We start from the raw sequence: 16,407 nt of genomic DNA, 5'->3' as shown, positions 1-16,407 counted from the left end.
TAAGGGTCCTTATTGGGGTAGGCCAATAGAGCTTTACACAACGCTGGGAATGCGATAAAATACAAGTAACAAGCAAGACTCAATGTAACTGGCGACGAGTGGGAGTAACCACAATGGAGCATTGAGCTATACGGCCGGTCGCCTGGGCACAAGAGCAACGCGCGTTTTTTAGCGTGTGCGCTCTTTTTTTCGTTTTTGATGAGCTTTGGGATATAATAGGATGGTCGAATTCGAACAGTCAAAAAGGAGCGTTTTATTCATGAAAATTGCTTTAGGTGCAGATCATGCAGGCTATCGTTTGAAAGATGTTATCATTCCTTTTATTGAATCATTAGGTCATCAAGTCATCGATTTCGGATGCAGCTGCGGCGACTCCGTCGATTATCCGGATTATGCACTTCAAGTTTGCGAAAAAGTTGTTGCAGGCGAAGCAGATAAAGGTATTCTGCTTTGTGGAACTGGCATTGGGATGTCCATTGCTGCTAATAAAGTTCCAGGGATCCGCTGTGCACTTGTACACGACCTCTTCTCGGCAAAAGCGACGCGTGAACATAATGATACGAACGTGCTAGCGATGGGTGAGCGAGTTGTTGGACCTGGGGTTGCTGAAGAAATCGTCAAAATCTGGTTGGAAACCGAGTTTTCGGAAGGTGTCCGCCATAAGAATCGAATCAACAAAGTGCAGAGCATTGAAGATCGTTTCACGGTTCACCCCTAGAAATGAGGTTGCACAATGACAGACTCTATGTATGAACCTATCGCAGAAGCTTTGGAAGCGAATCTGCGTGAGTTGGTTACTGTCGGAAGCTTGCGTCCCGGCCAGATCTTGGTGATCGGTACGAGCACAAGTGAAATTCTTGGGCATCGTATTGGAACATCGGGTACGCTGAACGCAGCGAAGCCGATTTTCGAGACGGTTGCGCGCATTTGCGGCGAGTTCGGGCTGTTTGCGGCCTATCAGTGCTGCGAGCATTTGAACCGTGCGCTGATCGTGGAAGAAGCGTTGCTAGCGCAGGCGCCGCAGCTTGAACCTGTATCTGTCATTCCCGTGCCGAAGGCTGGGGGTGCGATGGCTTCTTATGCGTACAGACACTTCACCAAGCCGGTCGTGGTTGAAACGATTCAGGCGCATGCGGGCATCGATATTGGCTCAACGCTGATTGGGATGCATTTGCGCAGAGTCGCTGTTCCTGTAAGGCCGCCGGTTCGTCATATTGGCCAGGCTTATGTCACGATGGCCTTCGCAAGGCCGAAGCTCATCGGGGGTACTAGAGCTGTATACTCCGCTGAACAAGCGGATCAACTTTATCAACAAGCTGCACCTGATGCAGATTGCTAATTGATTTGTAACGACTATCCTTAGGAGGAATATGAGATGACTAACTTTTTGAACAAGCAAGATCCGAAAATCGTAGAAGCGATGAACCTTGAGCTAGGCCGTCAACGTGACAAAATTGAGCTAATTGCTTCCGAAAACATCGTAAGCCAAGCTGTTCTTGAGGCTATGGGCACTGTTTTGACGAACAAATACGCTGAAGGTTACCCAGGCAAAAGATACTATGGCGGCTGTGAGTACGTTGACATCGTAGAAGACATCGCTCGTGACCGCGCGAAAGAACTTTTCGGTGCTGAACATGCGAACGTTCAACCACATTCCGGTGCACAAGCGAACATGGCTGTTTACCTAGCTGCTCTAAACCCTGGCGATACAGTTCTTGGTATGAATCTTGCGCATGGTGGTCACTTAACACATGGTAGCCCAGTTAATGCTTCCGGTATTCTTTACAACTTCGTAGCTTACGGCGTAAGCGAAAAAGATTTCCGCATCGACTACGACGATGTTCGTAAAGCGGCTTTCAAACATAAACCTCGCATGTTAGTTGCTGGTGCAAGTGCGTACCCGCGTACGATTGATTTCGAAGCTCTGGCATCGATCGCTAACGATGTAGGCGCATTGTTCTTCGTGGATATGGCGCATATCGCTGGTCTAGTTGCAGCTGGTTTGCACCCGAACCCAGTGCCACACGCACATTTCGTAACAACTACAACACACAAAACGCTTCGCGGTCCTCGCGGCGGTATGATTCTTACGAAGAAAGCTTGGGCTGCAGCCATCGATAAAGCGGTATTCCCTGGTTCCCAAGGTGGACCTTTGATGCACACGATCGCAGCTAAAGCTGTTTCCTTCGGTGAAGCTCTTCAACCAGATTTCAAAGTATACGGTCAAAATGTTATCAACAATGCTCAAGCATTGGCGACTGCTCTTACAGCTGAAGGCATTAACCTTGTTTCCGGCGGTACGGACAATCACTTGATGTTGATTGACTTGCGCAACCTGAATATCTCTGGTAAAGACGCAGAGCACGTTTTGGATGAAATCGGGATTACAGCGAACAAAAACGCGATTCCTTTCGACCCAACTAGCCCGTTCGTAACAAGTGGTATCCGTTTGGGGACACCAGCTGTTACTTCCCGCGGTATGGACGAAGAAGCAATGAAAACAATTGCGAAAGTTATCGCGCTTACGCTGAAAAACCCGAAAGACGAGGCTACACTTGAGAAAGCTCGCGGCATGGTGTCCGATCTAACGGCACAATTCCCACTTTACCCAGGTTTGACTTACTAATAGCTATTAGGGAGGCCCAGCTCATTGGAGCTGGTTCTTTTTTTTTTCCAAAATCCACCTTTAGTTACCCCCCACTTCCCACCCTCTAGTTATCGCTGCTAACTCCCCAAGCAATCTCCCCCAAGCCGCCTTGTCTCCAATCTCACACACATCCCAAAACTTCAAACCATCTGACGAAAATATGAAACCTTTCAGCCAGTCGCACGCCTTACACTGATTCTGTACGAATGTTAATCCTTAAACAGCTAGGAGAGATGTGCATGAATTTCCAGGAGATGCTTCGGCCTGTGCCGGTTGAGGCGAAGTTCGAGCTAGCAGGATGGCATGTTTGGTGTGGTTCGATGACACGAGATGCGGAGGGGAGGTATTACTTGTTCTATTCGCGATGGCCTGAGAGCGCTGGTTTTGAGGCTTGGGTCACGCATTCTGAAATTGCCTATGCCGTTGCGGATCATCCGTTAGGTCCGTTCCATCACGTGGATACAATTTGGACCAACAGAGACCGCGCAGCGGGCTGGGACAGGGACGTGACACATAATCCAGCCATTTTGCGTCATGATAATCGTTATTACCTGTATTACATGGGGACGCATGGACCTGAATTTGATCTCGACCAGCCTGCCGATGAGGCAACATGGTGGGCGTACCGCAACCATCAGCGTATCGGCGTTGCGGTGGCTGATCATCCTGCAGGTCCATGGACCCGCGGGGCATCACCAGTGCTCGATGTTTCTCCAGGAGAGTGGGATGGGCTCCTGACGAGCAACCCAACGGTGTGCGAGACTCCTGACGGCCGGATCCTGATGATGTACAAAGGTGTGGCCGAAGGACCTCCGCCTAAGGGCGGGGCAGTTAATGCCGGTATAGCCTTCGCCGATCATCCGCTCGGTCCGTTTCGCAAGTTGCCAGACCCCACGGTATCGAACCCGACAAACGATTGGGCGGTAGAGGACCCTTACGTATGGTGTCAGGGTAATCATTATTATGCCTTGATGAAAGATTTCCAAGGTTATTTTACACAATCAGAACGCGGCTCTGTAGCTCTATTTGAATCATCAGACGGTATTTCGTGGTTACCTTCGCGGCATGTGCTGGCTTTCGATTTACGAATTCATTGGGCGCATCAGGAACCACAGTCCGTTTTCAGACTGGAACGCCCCCAATTGTTGTTTGACGATAGTGGCAGCCCTGCTGTCCTGCTGTGTGCCGTTCTTGAACGAGCAGGGAGCCGATCGTACAACATTCGAATTCCATTAGTAGAAGATTTATGATGCCATTAAAGTCGTCTTCCAAGTAGGAGGCGGCTTTTTGTATTTCCGAAGATTTTAGACCATATGCCAAAGATATGAAAAGGATCGCCTCTTTCGCGGCGCTACAATAGGGATATAACAACAGAGAGAGAGGAGAGGCAGCCATGCATCGAACGATGAACCTACTGCGAAGATACGGCGTCATGTATGCCCTATTAATTCCGGGCTTGCTGTACTTTGCGGTATTCAAATATGTGCCGATGGTGTACATCGCCGCTGCATTTAAGAACTACAATATCCTGCAAGGACTCTGGGAGAGTCCATGGGTCGGTTGGCAGAACTTTCAGCTATTTTTCGATGGCGTATACTTCAAACAAATTATTGGAAATACCATTCTGATTTCGTTTTACAAACTCGTTTTTTCATTTCCGGCACCTATTATTCTAGCGTTAATGCTTAATGCAGTCACTTCCACGGGGTTCAAGAGAACCATTCAAACCCTAACCTACCTGCCTCATTTTCTATCATGGGTCATTATTTATGGGTTGCTGGTGGCGTTCCTCGCACCTGGAACAGGGTTAGTTAATCAGTTATTAACTACTTTCCACTTGGACCGCATATCCTTCCTGACGGAGTCAGGCTTGATCCGAACGCTTATTGTCACAACGGACATTTGGCAATCAGTCGGCTGGGGAGCCATCATTTACTTGGCAGCGCTCACGGGTATCGATCCAAGCCTTTACGAGGCAGCGACGATGGATGGCGCATCCCAGTCTCGTCAGCTATGGCATATTACACTACCAGGTATTCGTAATGTCATTATCCTTATGCTTGTCTTAAGGCTTAGCGCCATCCTTGATGTTGGTTTTGACCAAATCTTCATCATGCTGAATCCCCTTAATCAAGAGAAGGCCGATGTTATCGAGACGTGGGTATATCGGGTGGGTTTACAAGAGGGACGTATTGGACTTGCTACCGCTGTCGGTTTATTTAAATCAATCATCGGTTTCGTGCTTGTATTGGGTGCGAATCGGATTGCCAAAAAATTCGACGGACAAATCTGGTAGAAGGAGGAATCATCCATGCGTCACATGACCACCAGCGACAAAATCGCGCAAGGCGTTAACTATTTGCTGCTTTCACTGCTTGCCGCTTCTTGCGTACTGCCGTTCTTGTATGTTATCAGCGTTTCACTGACCCCGATCTCCGAGTTTATTAAGAAAGATGGGCTAGTTATTATCCCGACACACACAACGCTGACTGCGTACCGAGAGATTATGCAGGGGGGACGCTTACTCGACGCTTATCAAGTGACCCTCTTTCGTGTCATTGTCGGTACGTTGCTGAACTTAGTGTTCACCGTCATTACTGCACTTCCGCTCTCACGCAAGGCGCTGCCTGGTAGAAGTCCATTCCTGATGTTCATTGTGTTTACTATGCTGTTCAACGGCGGTATTATTCCGAGCTACTTACTCGTGAAAAATATAGGACTCCTCGATTCCGAATGGTCACTCATCATTCCTGGTTTGATTAATGCGTTCTATCTCATGATTGTGAAAAGCTTCTTTGAACAACTGCCAGAAGCAATTGACGAGGCTGCTCGTATTGATGGAGCGGGCGAGATCTCCATCCTGGTACGCATTGTAATCCCGCTGTCCGTACCGATTATCGCGACGATTGGTCTTTTCTACGCCGTGTGGCACTGGAACAGCTATTTCGATGCCCTGCTCTACATCAGCTCCCCAGAGAATCAGCCTGTTCAGCTATTCCTAAGGCAAATCTTGCTCGCCTCTGTCGCAATTAGCGGGGATGCAGCAGAAGCTGCTAACTCGGTAAACCCAATTTCGGTCCAAATGGCGTCCGTCGCCATTACAACGTTGCCGATCCTGGTTGTGTATCCGTTCATCCAGAAGCATTTTACCCGAGGTGTGCTGCTTGGCTCTGTGAAAGGATAATGCGGGGCCGAAATCACGATGATATCTAGAGGCAACTCTCGATATAGCATGTATAATAGACTAAAGGGAGAGGTTCAAGATGAAAAAGAAACACGCAAGTGCATTACTTAGTGCTACTGTGCTCCTAGGGGTTGTTGCTGCTGGCTGCAGCAAGGCTGAGAATACGACTTCACCAAGCGCAAGCGTTGCTCCTTCTACGGGTGCGGCTCAGTCGGCAAAGCCGGTGGATGCTGACAAGAAGTATAAAGTTAGCTTTTATAATACAGTCGGTTATCGGCTAACAACGCCAATGCCAGCCAAAGAGCAGGATCCGATTCGCCAAATGATTGAGAAAGACAACAATATGGATCTCGATATGATCATGGGCGGCGAGAACTGGAAGGATAAGCTTAACCTGCTGATCTCTTCCAATCAAATTCCGGATATCGTTTCTTTCCCTGACCGTGCTTCTGCCATTAAATATTACGATCAAGGCTTGCTAGCTGATCTGGATGATTTATTGAAGGAGTTTCCAGAACTTCCGAAAGCATTCGATCCTTCACGCCTTGAGCCTATGAAATATAAAGGTCATACAATTGGTTTACCAGCTTCCGAAGCCGTTGGCGGCGTCAATGGTTGGTGGATTAACAACACATGGCTCAAAAAGTTGAACCTGTCGGTTCCAACGAATCCACAAGAATTGCTTAACGTTATGAAAGCATTTACGTTCAATGATCCTGATGGCAATGGCAAGAACGATACGTATGGTTATGTCGCCATGCTGCCAAAGGACGGCTCACTGGGTTACAGCACGAGTGGTGCACAAGGTTTTCAGCAAATTTTCTGGATGTACGGCGTGCAACCTAACTTTGTCGATGTCAAAGATGGTAAAGTTGTTGTTTACAACACCGATCCGAAAACGAAGGAAGCGCTGACGTTCATTAAAGAAATGATCGATGCGAAAGTTGTTGACCCTGACTGGGTAACGATCGACGATGGACTCAAACGTGATAATAAAATGTACCAAGGCAAGGTTGGTATTATGATCGAAGATTGGCGCCGTCTAGAGCCTGCGGAAACGAAAAAAATGCAGGATGCCGGAGGCAGTGTGCCAGATTGGAAGCAAATTGCACCTCCAAAGGGGCCATATGGAGATCAAATTCTTGACATGAAGCCATTCCAACAGTCACTTATTGGACTTTCGAAGGAAGCGTTGAAGGATCCTGGTAAAGCTAAGCGTGCCATGCAGTTCATTCAATATCTATACACCAATAAAGATGCGTATCCGTTCCTTGCTTATGGGATCAAAGATAAGTCCTTTACCGTGACGAATGGCACACCGAAATTAATTGATAGATCGACGTACAACGAGAAGGAAATTGAATGGCGCTATAACTATGCTTTTGTTCGCAAAGCGACGGACGGCGTGTATTTCGACTTCCAAAAGCCTGACATTACAAACGCGAATCAGAAAATTAATACGAGTTACTTGAAGGATAATAACGTAAATCCACGAGTTTTTGATGATCCAGCTGACCCGATCTCGCAAGACCGTCTCAAATATGCGAATGAAATGATGCTCAAATTCGTGACAGGCAAGGAGCCTTTAGCAAACTGGGATACGTTCGTGAAGACGCTGCAGGATAAATTCAAGTTGAACGATGCGATTGCGAATTATACGAAGCAGCTGCAAAGTGACGGTGTTATCAAATAAACGAGCGAGAAGAAGGGGAGATACCTCCTCTTTTTCCACATTTCTATAGTTGAGCTGCGAGGGGTGCGAACATCATGAGAGATTGGATCAAGAAATGGTTCCACAACATATCATTCCGACTATTTCTGGTCTGTTTCGTCTTCGTGCTCAGCTCGGAGGCTATTCTAAGCGGTCTATCCTACCGATACATTAAAAATGAAATTACCTCGAGTCAGCTCAACCAAGCGACACAGTTACTGCATAAGGAAGAGGAATATATCGACCTATACTTTCTTCTTGTGCAAAATACGATCGGCCAACTCTCCACCTCAGCGGCTTCGTGGCGCAATGATCTGACGGCTGCGCAAGCCGCCTTAGAGAATGCCTATCGGGAGAACGCTATCATGCTGACAGACGTGTACGTGATTCGCAAGGATTTGTCCATTCTAGGGGGAAATCCTGTAACGAAGGTCATTAACGACCCTAGGGATGATCGGGATCCTCTTTATAAAATGGCTTATAGTAACGCCTACGGGGCCGTGACGGTTAGTCAGCCGTACCAGAACTTCTTCTCTGGTTGGACGGTTACCTTCACCAAAGCGATTACGATTGCCGGTGAACCGATGGCGGTTGCCGTAGATTTGAATCTAACTGCGATGCAGGAGCGATTGCAGAAGATTGGCGGTGGCAGCAACGATTTGCAGCTAGGCATTATGGACAAAGAGGGACGTGTCATTCTAGAGCCTGCGGGCAGTCGCCTGTTCAGTATCGTCGATCATCGTTTGCGCTTTGACGACCGTGATGGTCGGGAGCTCGTGGAATCCAAGGATGATGTGTTTACTGAGCATATGAACGGAACTGCCGTGACGATTATGAAGAGTATTAATCCGCGCACCAAATGGATTGTATTTGCTTTCTATGACGGAACGACGCTGCAAACTTCGCTCAAGCGAATGGAGACATTTTTCATAGGCCTGCTGCTGCTTGGCTTCTTGCTTAGTGTGCTGACGGCTGGCTTCGTGGCCCGCATGATTCGAACACCTGTGTATTATCTTATCCGCAAAATAAATCAAGTCGGTCACGGAGATCTGAACGTTAACATATCGAGCGCTCGCCGTGATGAGTTCGGCAAGCTAGCACAAACATTCGACGACATGCTAGGTCAGATTCGTACCTTAATCGAGCATGTGAACCGTGGCGAGCGCAAGAAGAAAGAGTTAGAGATTCAAGTGCTGCAGTCTCAAATTAATCCGCATTTTCTATACAACACGCTAGGTTCCATCTCCAATGTAGTGGCATTTGAGCGCTATCATGAGGTAGATAACATTATTGAAGCACTGATTTCGATTCTAGAATACGGGATTACCGAGTTCTCAGACCGTGTTAACTTGGAGCAGGAACTAGGGAATGTGAAAGATTATTTGTATATCCAGAAGATCCGCTATGACTGTGAATTTGAGCTTATAGAGGAGATCGATCCCGTTACTTTAGAGCTGCCAGTACTACGAATGGCGCTGCAGCCGATTGTAGAAAACAGTATTTTCCATGGCTATGCAGGTGGACGTAAATCGGGGGCTATACGATTGTCTGCCGTCCGTCGTGAGGGCAAACTCATTATTGAGGTTGAGGATCAAGGGATCGGTATGACCCCTGATAAGACAACGGAGCTGTTGGTAGAGGACCCTGTGGGGAGAAATTTGGATCACCGTAAACGTATAGGCCTGTACAACATTCATCAACGCATACGTTTGAATTACGGGGAACCTTATGGGCTTAGCGTATGGAGTGAACCCGGTCGTGGAACATGTGTAACACTCACATTCCCAGATGATACAGCACAAGATCAACAAGATGAGCGCGGAGGGGGGGAGGCCCAATGAGAGAGGTGACTTGCCTCATTGTGGATGATGAGCCGCCTATGGTTCAGCGGCTAGAGACATACTTCGGGCGGTGGGCGGAGCGGCGGATGCCATTTCGACTTGTAGGTCGTGCTTATTCGGGCGTTGAAGCACTGGAGAAGGCTGCGGAGCTGCGTCCCGATCTTATTATCACGGATATCGTGATGCCTGGCATGGACGGTATTGAGCTCGTTCGTCAGCTGCGGGAACGATTGCCTGGTGTGGAAGTCATCATCCTGAGTGCCTACTCCGACTTTGCTTATGCCAAACAAGCGATCGCCATGGGTGTGTTTGAATATTTGGTGAAGGTGCCACTGCGCGAAGAAGATGTACGCACAGCCTTGTCCAAAGCGCGCGATAACGTGATTGCGCGCGAGGAGAAAGAGAAGCGCCTGCAAAGTCTTAGTGGATCTGTGAAAGAGAATTCCTACCGTCTGCGCAAGCATCTGTTGGAAGAATTGCTCCGCGGTGAAGTATCGGGTACGGTCATGGAACGACGAAGCGCGGAACTAGTACCAGGATTTGAGCCGCGCCAGTTTGGGTGCTTTGCTGTGCGATTCGACAATTACGATGTATTTTGCACGGAATATTCACCAGCGGACCGTAACATGCTCAAGTACGGCATGTTAAATATTATTGAGGAAGTTCTCCGCGAGAATGGAAGCTGCTTCGCTTGTGAATTGCAGCAGGGCGTCATCGTTGCCCTTGCTACGATTCGGGCAGGCAGCGAACAGTCGTTCGACCGGACCTGCTACGAACTTGGAGAACGTATACGTGACGCGATTAAAACCTATCTGCGGATTTCGATTTCGATAGGCGTAAGCCGTATGTACAACGGTTGGAGTTCCGCCGCAGCGGCGTACGAGGAAGCCAAGGGTGCGCTTGAAGATTCCTTCTATGCCAGCTTTGGCACAGTCATTACGCCAAACCGCAGGTTGAGCTACAGCGAAAGTGATTGGCGGGAATTCACAGAACGTTTCGAGCAGGCGCTCGAGCGCACAAGTTCAAAGTCAGGGAGCGAAGCGCTTGCGCCATTGCTGCATGTGCTGCACAGCCACCGAATTATTCCTGGCAAACTGCTGGGTTACATGGAGAGCTGGTGTGTGCGTCTTCGTCAACGGCTATTATCGGCAGATCATGATTTGACAACCGATGTGGTTATATTTGCTGATTGTACGCATCTGCATCAATTAGTAGAGCGGCTGCGCATAGAGTGGGAGAAACTTCATGCACGTGCAGAGGGCAGCGGTTTGCGCCTTGAGATGGTGAAGGCGATGCGTTTTGTTGAAGATCACCTCAAGGAATCCATTTCCCTCGGCGTTGTAGCCGAGCATATTCACTTGAATCCGACCTATGTGAGCGAGCTTTTCAAGAAAGAATTAGGGGTCAACTTCACCGATTACGTCTCCAAGCGCAGGATTGAGCGGGCTATCGAGCTGCTCCGTAAGCGTGATTATTCGAATCTAGAACTGGCTGAGGCTGTTGGTGTTCACAACGAGAAGTATTTCTGTACCTTGTTCAAAAAAATAACCGGAACCTCTCCACAGAAATTTGTAGCAGCAAACTGGAGGGGTTGACGAGGAGAGAGTCGCTTTGTTATCAAAGGAAGCTCGAGATCAAGTAGATGAGTCGATTTTGCATAATCCACCTGCTACGTATAGAAGCACACCATTCTGGTCATGGAACGATAAGTTGGAACCCACAGAGCTTCGCAGGCAAATTGGCGAAATGAAACGGGCAGGATTAGGCGGATTCTTCATGCATACGAGACAGGGACTTCTTACCCCTTATATGGGTGAAGAATTTCTGGATGCGGTTGAAATAGCAGCAGAAGAAGCGAAGGCTCAAGGGCTTGAAGCCTGGTGTTACGATGAGAACGGTTGGCCTAGTGGAACGGCGAATGGCGTTGTGCCCGCACTGGGGGCTTCTTATCAGCAGAAGTCGCTAGAGGGTGTCCGAGTAGTAAGAATGAATAGTAGCCAACAGGAGGTTGAAGCGCTTAGGCAGGATCCGGATTATATGTACCTGCTCGTACGTCGAGAGGGAGATGAGCATTGGCGGGTGCACGAGGTGACTGCGCCGCTTTCGGGTGAGACTTCTGACGATAATGATTGGGATTTAGGCCTGGCTGTTATGTGCCGTGTGAATCCTTACTATATCGATATTCTGTCTGAGAAAGCGATGGGGGCTTTCCTGCAAGCATGTCACGATGTTTATTATCAGCGCTTGGGAGAGCGTTTCGGCGAGGGAGGGATGCCGGGCATTTTCACCGATGAATTTAAGTTCTCGGGCGTGCCATGGTCGGCTGATATCGAACAGGCATACGAGGAGCGTTACGGAGAAGACATTGTTAATGTGATCGGTTGGCTGCTAACAGAAGCTGATGAGTCTATGAAGGATGCGGCATACCGAGCGCGTTATCGGTTCTGGCATCTAGTAAGCGAACGATTCCAAACGTCCGTTCGTTTTGTGGCAGACTGGTGCGAGTCCCACGGATGGCAGCTGACGGGGCATTTCATGGGCGAGGACACCCTTATGGAGCAAATGCAGTATACGGCAGGAGTGATGCCGCTATATGAGCGAATGCACATGCCGGGCATTGATATGCTAGGGCGGACGCCGCGCAGTACATTGTTGCCTAAGCAGGCTGCCTCGGTAGCGCGGCAGCTGGGTAAGCCATTCGTGATCACAGAAACCTTCGGTTGCTGTGGTTGGAATTTGAGCTTCCGCGAGATGAAAAGGATCGCCGAGTGGCAATTTGTTCTGGGCGTAAATCGTCTATGCCAGCATCTGCAAGCCTACTCGATTCGCGGGGTTAGGAAGCGGGATTATCCGCCTTCCCTATATGTTCAGCAACCTTGGTGGGACGTGTATGGCCAGTTTAATGATTACTTTGCAAGGCTTACGTATTTGTTGACCCTTGGGAAGGCAGTGCCAGGAGTTCTTGTGCTGCATCCGATACGTTCAGCTTGGCTGCTGCAAAGTGTGAAAGATGCTAGTGCTGTGGAGCACATGCAGGATCGTATGGATGAGTTAGCCCATGAATTATTAGCCCGTCAGCGTGATTTCGATTACGGGGACGAGGCGTTGATGGAGCGGTACGGCAGTGTGCTGGGTGGCGTATTGCAGATTGGGGAGCAAGAATACGACACGGTGATCGTAAGCGATGTGCTGACATTGGAGGCATCAACCTTAGCCTTGCTGCAATCATTCGCAGAAGTCGGAGGAAAGGTCATTCTGGTGGGCGATGCGCCTCGTTACTTGAAGGCCGAGCGGTGTGAAGAACTGACATCATGGTTCTTGAACGAAGGTGGTGTGGTTCGTGTTGCGGAATTAAAAAGCCTACGCGAGCATGTGCAAGTGCGACAAGATTGGATACCTGTGGAAGGCACATCGCAGGAAGCCTTACGAAAACTCTATGTACAGGAACGGCGATTACCAGGTGTGACGCTAATGTATGCTGTGCATACAGGTGACAACGGGATGATTGAGTTGCAGATTCCCGAGTCCGATTCACGTGTATGGATAGAGATGGATTTGGAAAAAGGGGAGAGAGCACAAGCGGATACACGTATATTGTCAGTGAGTATTAAGCTGGCTCCAGGTGATTCTAAGCTCTTCGCCATTTGGGACGGCGAGGCTGCAGCGGAAACAGCTCAACCAACCTCCGGACAACCACACCCTGTAGCAGCACCTTTATCGAGTGAGAAAGCATTCTCAACAGTTGAAACGAGCTTAGATGCAGCATGGGACTACCAGTTGTCAGGGCCTAATGCGCTCACACTGGACTATGCCGCCTATCGAATAGATGGTGGGGAGTGGTCATCTCCTACCTACGTGCTGAACATTCAAGAGTATTGTATCGCTATGAAGCGACCCCTGCATGTGGAGTTAGCATTTACTTTCGAGACAGATGCTGAGCTCATGCGGCTTACGGACCGCTCATTGTGGAAGCTCGCTGTTGAGCGTCCGGAGCATTGGGAGATAGCGATCAATGAACAGCCTGTCCATGCGGAGAATGCTGACGGCTGGTTTGGCGGTGACCGCAGCTTCCCAACGCTGAGCATAGGCGAATTTGTGCGGGAAGGACATAATCATGTCCGCATGTCAGGACGCTTTTACTGTAACGAGGATGTCTATCGGTTCTTCGGTGTGGGGGGCGCCAATGTGGCCCCGATTCGCAACAAGCTCCTATTTGATGTTGAAATCGAAAGTATTTACGTACTCGGACCATTCGCAGTGAAACCACATGGCGGCTGGGAGCAGGCGGAGCGAGAGGCATTGTGGACGGAGGGCCCGTTCACGTTGACCCTACTTCCAAAGCAAATGCACTTGATGGATGTTACGAAGCAGGGATTGGTATTCTACTCAGGACGAGTAATTGCGGGCCAATCGCTTACCTTACCTGAAACTGTGCGGAAACATATGCAGGATAACGGCAGCAGGCTCGTCTTACAGTGGGACGCGATGCGTTGTCCGGCTATGAATATTACGGTGAATGGCGGAATCACCCGTACGATTCTCTGGGGAGCTCAGCAGCTAGATGTAACAGATCAGATCATGAGCGAGCAGATTCTGATTCAAATCGAGTTGTTGAGCAGCGGACGTAATACATTTGGACCCCATCATCACCTAAAAGGGGAAGTCACTTTTGTCGGACCCACAAGTTTCACCGATAAAATCGGATGGGTCGATGCAGGGGCCGATAAAATATGGACGGATCGCTACTGCTTGGTCAGCTGTGGGCTGACTGGCTTGCAATTAAGGCTTGTGGAATAATGGAAAACTTCGCTTCCCCCTCGGATCTAGAGCGGTGGTTGGCGAAGTTTTTTTGCAAATATAGACGCCCTGTCTAAGTAGGACGCTGCTCGTCCCAGCCTCGCTTGCAATTCCCCTCTGATCTTGTATCTGAACAGTTCATATTGTTCGGTTCTACAGCAGATAAGTTGGATAACATATGATATAATGGACGAGGTTTGCCTGACCTATAAGCATAATTAGGAGGAACATATGGGTAAAGTACATATTTGCGATCATCCGCTTATCCAGCATAAGCTTACTTATATTCGGGATGAGAACACGACAACGAAGGATTTCAGAGCGCTTGTCGATGAAGTTGCTACATTAATGGTGTATGAAATTACAAGAGATTTACCTCTGCAGCAAGTACAGGTGAAAACGCCGGTTACAATGGCAGATTGCCAAGTTATCTCAGGTAGAATGTTAGGGCTGATTCCTATTTTACGAGCAGGTTTAGGTATGGTTGACGGTGTGTTGAAGCTGATGCCGGCTGCCAAAGTAGGACATGTTGGTCTCTACCGTGATCCAGATACGCTTCAACCTGTTGAATACTATGTGAAGTTGCCAACCGATGTGTTGGAGCGGGATCTACTCGTTATTGATCCTATGCTTGCTACAGGCGGTTCTGCCAATGCGGCGATTGATGTGCTGAAACGCAGGGGTTGCTCGCGTATTAAGCTCATGTGTCTCATTGCAGCACCTGAGGGCGTAGCTTCTGTACAAAAAGAACATCCAGACGTCGATATTTACGTCGCAGCAGTAGATGATCATTTGAATGATCATGGCTACATTGTGCCAGGCCTCGGCGATGCTGGGGATCGTTTGTACGGCACGGATTAATTTTTTGAACAAAAATAAAGCTTGCGAAGTCAGTTTTCCTGTAAGAAAACGTAAGCTCATGCTTATGAAGCAGTTTTCCTGACGGAAGACTATAGGGGGAGAAGAAACCGATGAAACGTTTAAAAGTGATTACGATCTTCGGAACAAGACCTGAAGCTATCAAAATGGCTCCGCTCATTCTCGAGTTGGAGAAGCATCCTGAGCAGATTGAGTCTCTGGTATGCGTAACCGCACAGCATCGTCAGATGTTGGACCAAGTGCTTGATATTTTCAAAATCACACCGAACTTTGATCTTAACGTTATGAAGGATCGCCAAACGTTGAATGAGATTACGATGCGCGTGCTGCAAGGCTTGGAGCCTGTATTCCAAGAAGCGAAGCCGGATCTGATTCTCGTGCATGGAGATACGCTGACAACGTTCCTTGCCAGCTATGCAGCCTTCATGCAGCAGATCCAAGTAGGACACGTGGAAGCGGGTCTTCGGACGTGGAACAAATTGTCGCCATATCCAGAGGAAATGAACCGTCAGTTAACAGGCGTTCTCGCTGATCTTCACTTTGCACCTACAGGGCAATCCGCAGATAACCTGCGCAAAGAAAATAAATCCGAATCCCAGATTTATGTGACGGGGAATACAGCGATCGACGTATTCAAGTACACTGTGCAGGAGAAATTCAATCACCCCGTACTGGAATGGGCCGCAGGCCGCAAATTGATCTTAATGACAGCGCATCGCCGTGAAGCTCAAGGTGAGCCGCATCGCCAAATCTTCCGTGCTGTAAAACGCATTGCCGATGAGTTTGAAGATATTGCCATCGTGTACCCGGTACATCCGAATCCGGTAGTACTAGAGCCTGCACATGAGATCCTGGGCAATCACCCACGAATCAAATTGATCGACCCGCTTGACGTTTTTGAGCTTCACAACTTTTATCCTTACACGTACATGATTCTGACCGACTCTGGCGGCCTTCAAGAAGAAGCGCCAACCTTCGGAGTTCCAGCTCTTGTTCTTCGTGATACAACAGAGCGCCCAGAAGGTATTCAAGCAGGCACATTAGAGCTGGTTGGGACGGATGAGGAAGTGGTCTATACGCGTGCTAAAGCGCTGCTTACAGACCCTGAGCAGTACAACAAAATGAGCCAAGCTGCGAACCCTTACGGAGACGGAAAAGCGTCAGAACGTATTGTTCAAGCAATTCTTCATCACTTCGGTAGGACGACTGAACGCCCGGAATCTTTCTAACCGTGACAAAATCATGACAAACGCTACAGCGTACAGTTGAACTGTTCGGTTTAAAAAAGCGCAAACCCTAGAGCCGCAAGGCTCTAAGGACTTTTGTGAGATGTGACAAATGAAGTTCC

At 48.7% G+C, this 16,407-nt stretch carries 12 protein-coding genes and 1 riboswitch; all 12 genes read left to right on the top strand.

What is annotated here, in order from left to right:
• Positions 1–74 precede the first annotated feature (74 nt).
• Positions 75–155: riboswitch (ZMP/ZTP riboswitch) on the top strand.
• Between the two features lie 104 nt (positions 156–259).
• The 12 genes from rpiB (at position 260) to wecB (ending at position 16,288) form a co-directional block, all read left to right on the top strand.
• Positions 260–718, top strand: a complete 459-nt coding sequence (gene rpiB, locus A8708_RS29175) for a ribose 5-phosphate isomerase B (RefSeq protein ID WP_028556915.1) — start codon at positions 260–262, stop codon at positions 716–718.
• Between the two features lie 15 nt (positions 719–733).
• The gene (locus A8708_RS29170; protein ID WP_068669622.1) at positions 734–1,339 is read left to right on the top strand and encodes a TIGR01440 family protein; all 606 of its coding nucleotides are present in this window, start codon (positions 734–736) and stop codon (positions 1,337–1,339) included.
• 36 nt (positions 1,340–1,375) lie between these two features.
• Entirely contained in the window at positions 1,376–2,626 is a 1,251-nt protein-coding gene (locus A8708_RS29165) for a serine hydroxymethyltransferase (protein ID WP_068669620.1), read from the top strand.
• A 260-nt stretch (positions 2,627–2,886) separates the two neighbouring features.
• Positions 2,887–3,897 (top strand): glycoside hydrolase family protein, encoded by a 1,011-nt coding sequence (locus A8708_RS29160; protein WP_204787665.1) that lies wholly within the window; start codon positions 2,887–2,889, stop codon positions 3,895–3,897.
• Between the two features lie 143 nt (positions 3,898–4,040).
• Positions 4,041–4,943, top strand: coding sequence for an ABC transporter permease (locus A8708_RS29155; protein ID WP_068669616.1), 903 nt, complete (start codon positions 4,041–4,043; stop codon positions 4,941–4,943).
• Between the two features lie 15 nt (positions 4,944–4,958).
• Positions 4,959–5,831, top strand: coding sequence for a carbohydrate ABC transporter permease (locus tag A8708_RS29150; protein WP_082927878.1), 873 nt, complete (start codon positions 4,959–4,961; stop codon positions 5,829–5,831).
• Between the two features lie 79 nt (positions 5,832–5,910).
• Entirely contained in the window at positions 5,911–7,524 is a 1,614-nt protein-coding gene (locus A8708_RS29145; protein ID WP_068669613.1) for a type 2 periplasmic-binding domain-containing protein, read from the top strand.
• A 74-nt stretch (positions 7,525–7,598) separates the two neighbouring features.
• Positions 7,599–9,383, top strand: a complete 1,785-nt coding sequence (locus A8708_RS29140) for a cache domain-containing sensor histidine kinase (protein WP_068669611.1) — start codon at positions 7,599–7,601, stop codon at positions 9,381–9,383.
• Complete coding sequence (locus A8708_RS29135; RefSeq protein WP_068669609.1) at positions 9,380–10,978, top strand: response regulator transcription factor; 1,599 nt, start codon at positions 9,380–9,382, stop codon at positions 10,976–10,978. The genes A8708_RS29140 and A8708_RS29135 overlap by 4 nt, the downstream gene beginning before the upstream one ends.
• Before the next feature lie 16 nt (positions 10,979–10,994).
• Positions 10,995–14,180 (top strand): glycosyl hydrolase, encoded by a 3,186-nt coding sequence (locus A8708_RS29130; RefSeq protein WP_068669607.1) that lies wholly within the window; start codon positions 10,995–10,997, stop codon positions 14,178–14,180.
• A 231-nt stretch (positions 14,181–14,411) separates the two neighbouring features.
• Positions 14,412–15,041: a uracil phosphoribosyltransferase gene (upp, locus tag A8708_RS29125; RefSeq protein WP_068669605.1), complete on the top strand. Its 630-nt coding sequence runs from the start codon at positions 14,412–14,414 to the stop codon at positions 15,039–15,041.
• A gap of 110 nt (positions 15,042–15,151) precedes the next feature.
• Complete coding sequence (gene wecB, locus A8708_RS29120) at positions 15,152–16,288, top strand: non-hydrolyzing UDP-N-acetylglucosamine 2-epimerase (RefSeq protein ID WP_068669603.1); 1,137 nt, start codon at positions 15,152–15,154, stop codon at positions 16,286–16,288.
• The last annotated feature ends 119 nt before the right edge of the window (positions 16,289–16,407 follow it).

The organism is Paenibacillus oryzisoli (assembly GCF_001653565.1).
Taxonomy (GTDB): Bacteria; Bacillota; Bacilli; order Paenibacillales; family NBRC-103111; genus Paenibacillus_E; species Paenibacillus_E oryzisoli.
Note: the sequence above shows the minus strand (reverse complement) of the source record. Positions and strands in the feature narration are given on the sequence as shown.

Excerpts from the sequence above, each read along its gene's own strand:
- rpiB (WP_028556915.1), top strand. The coding sequence starts at position 260 with ATGAAAATTGCTTTAGGTGCAGATCATGCAGGCTATCGTTTGAAAGAT.
- A8708_RS29170 (WP_068669622.1), top strand. The coding sequence starts at position 734 with ATGACAGACTCTATGTATGAACCTATCGCAGAAGCTTTGGAAGCGAAT.
- A8708_RS29165 (WP_068669620.1), top strand. The coding sequence starts at position 1,376 with ATGACTAACTTTTTGAACAAGCAAGATCCGAAAATCGTAGAAGCGATG.
- A8708_RS29160 (WP_204787665.1), top strand. The coding sequence starts at position 2,887 with ATGAATTTCCAGGAGATGCTTCGGCCTGTGCCGGTTGAGGCGAAGTTC.
- A8708_RS29155 (WP_068669616.1), top strand. The coding sequence starts at position 4,041 with ATGCATCGAACGATGAACCTACTGCGAAGATACGGCGTCATGTATGCC.
- A8708_RS29150 (WP_082927878.1), top strand. The coding sequence starts at position 4,959 with ATGCGTCACATGACCACCAGCGACAAAATCGCGCAAGGCGTTAACTAT.
- A8708_RS29145 (WP_068669613.1), top strand. The coding sequence starts at position 5,911 with ATGAAAAAGAAACACGCAAGTGCATTACTTAGTGCTACTGTGCTCCTA.
- A8708_RS29140 (WP_068669611.1), top strand. The coding sequence starts at position 7,599 with ATGAGAGATTGGATCAAGAAATGGTTCCACAACATATCATTCCGACTA.
- A8708_RS29135 (WP_068669609.1), top strand. The coding sequence starts at position 9,380 with ATGAGAGAGGTGACTTGCCTCATTGTGGATGATGAGCCGCCTATGGTT.
- upp (WP_068669605.1), top strand. The coding sequence starts at position 14,412 with ATGGGTAAAGTACATATTTGCGATCATCCGCTTATCCAGCATAAGCTT.
- wecB (WP_068669603.1), top strand. The coding sequence starts at position 15,152 with ATGAAACGTTTAAAAGTGATTACGATCTTCGGAACAAGACCTGAAGCT.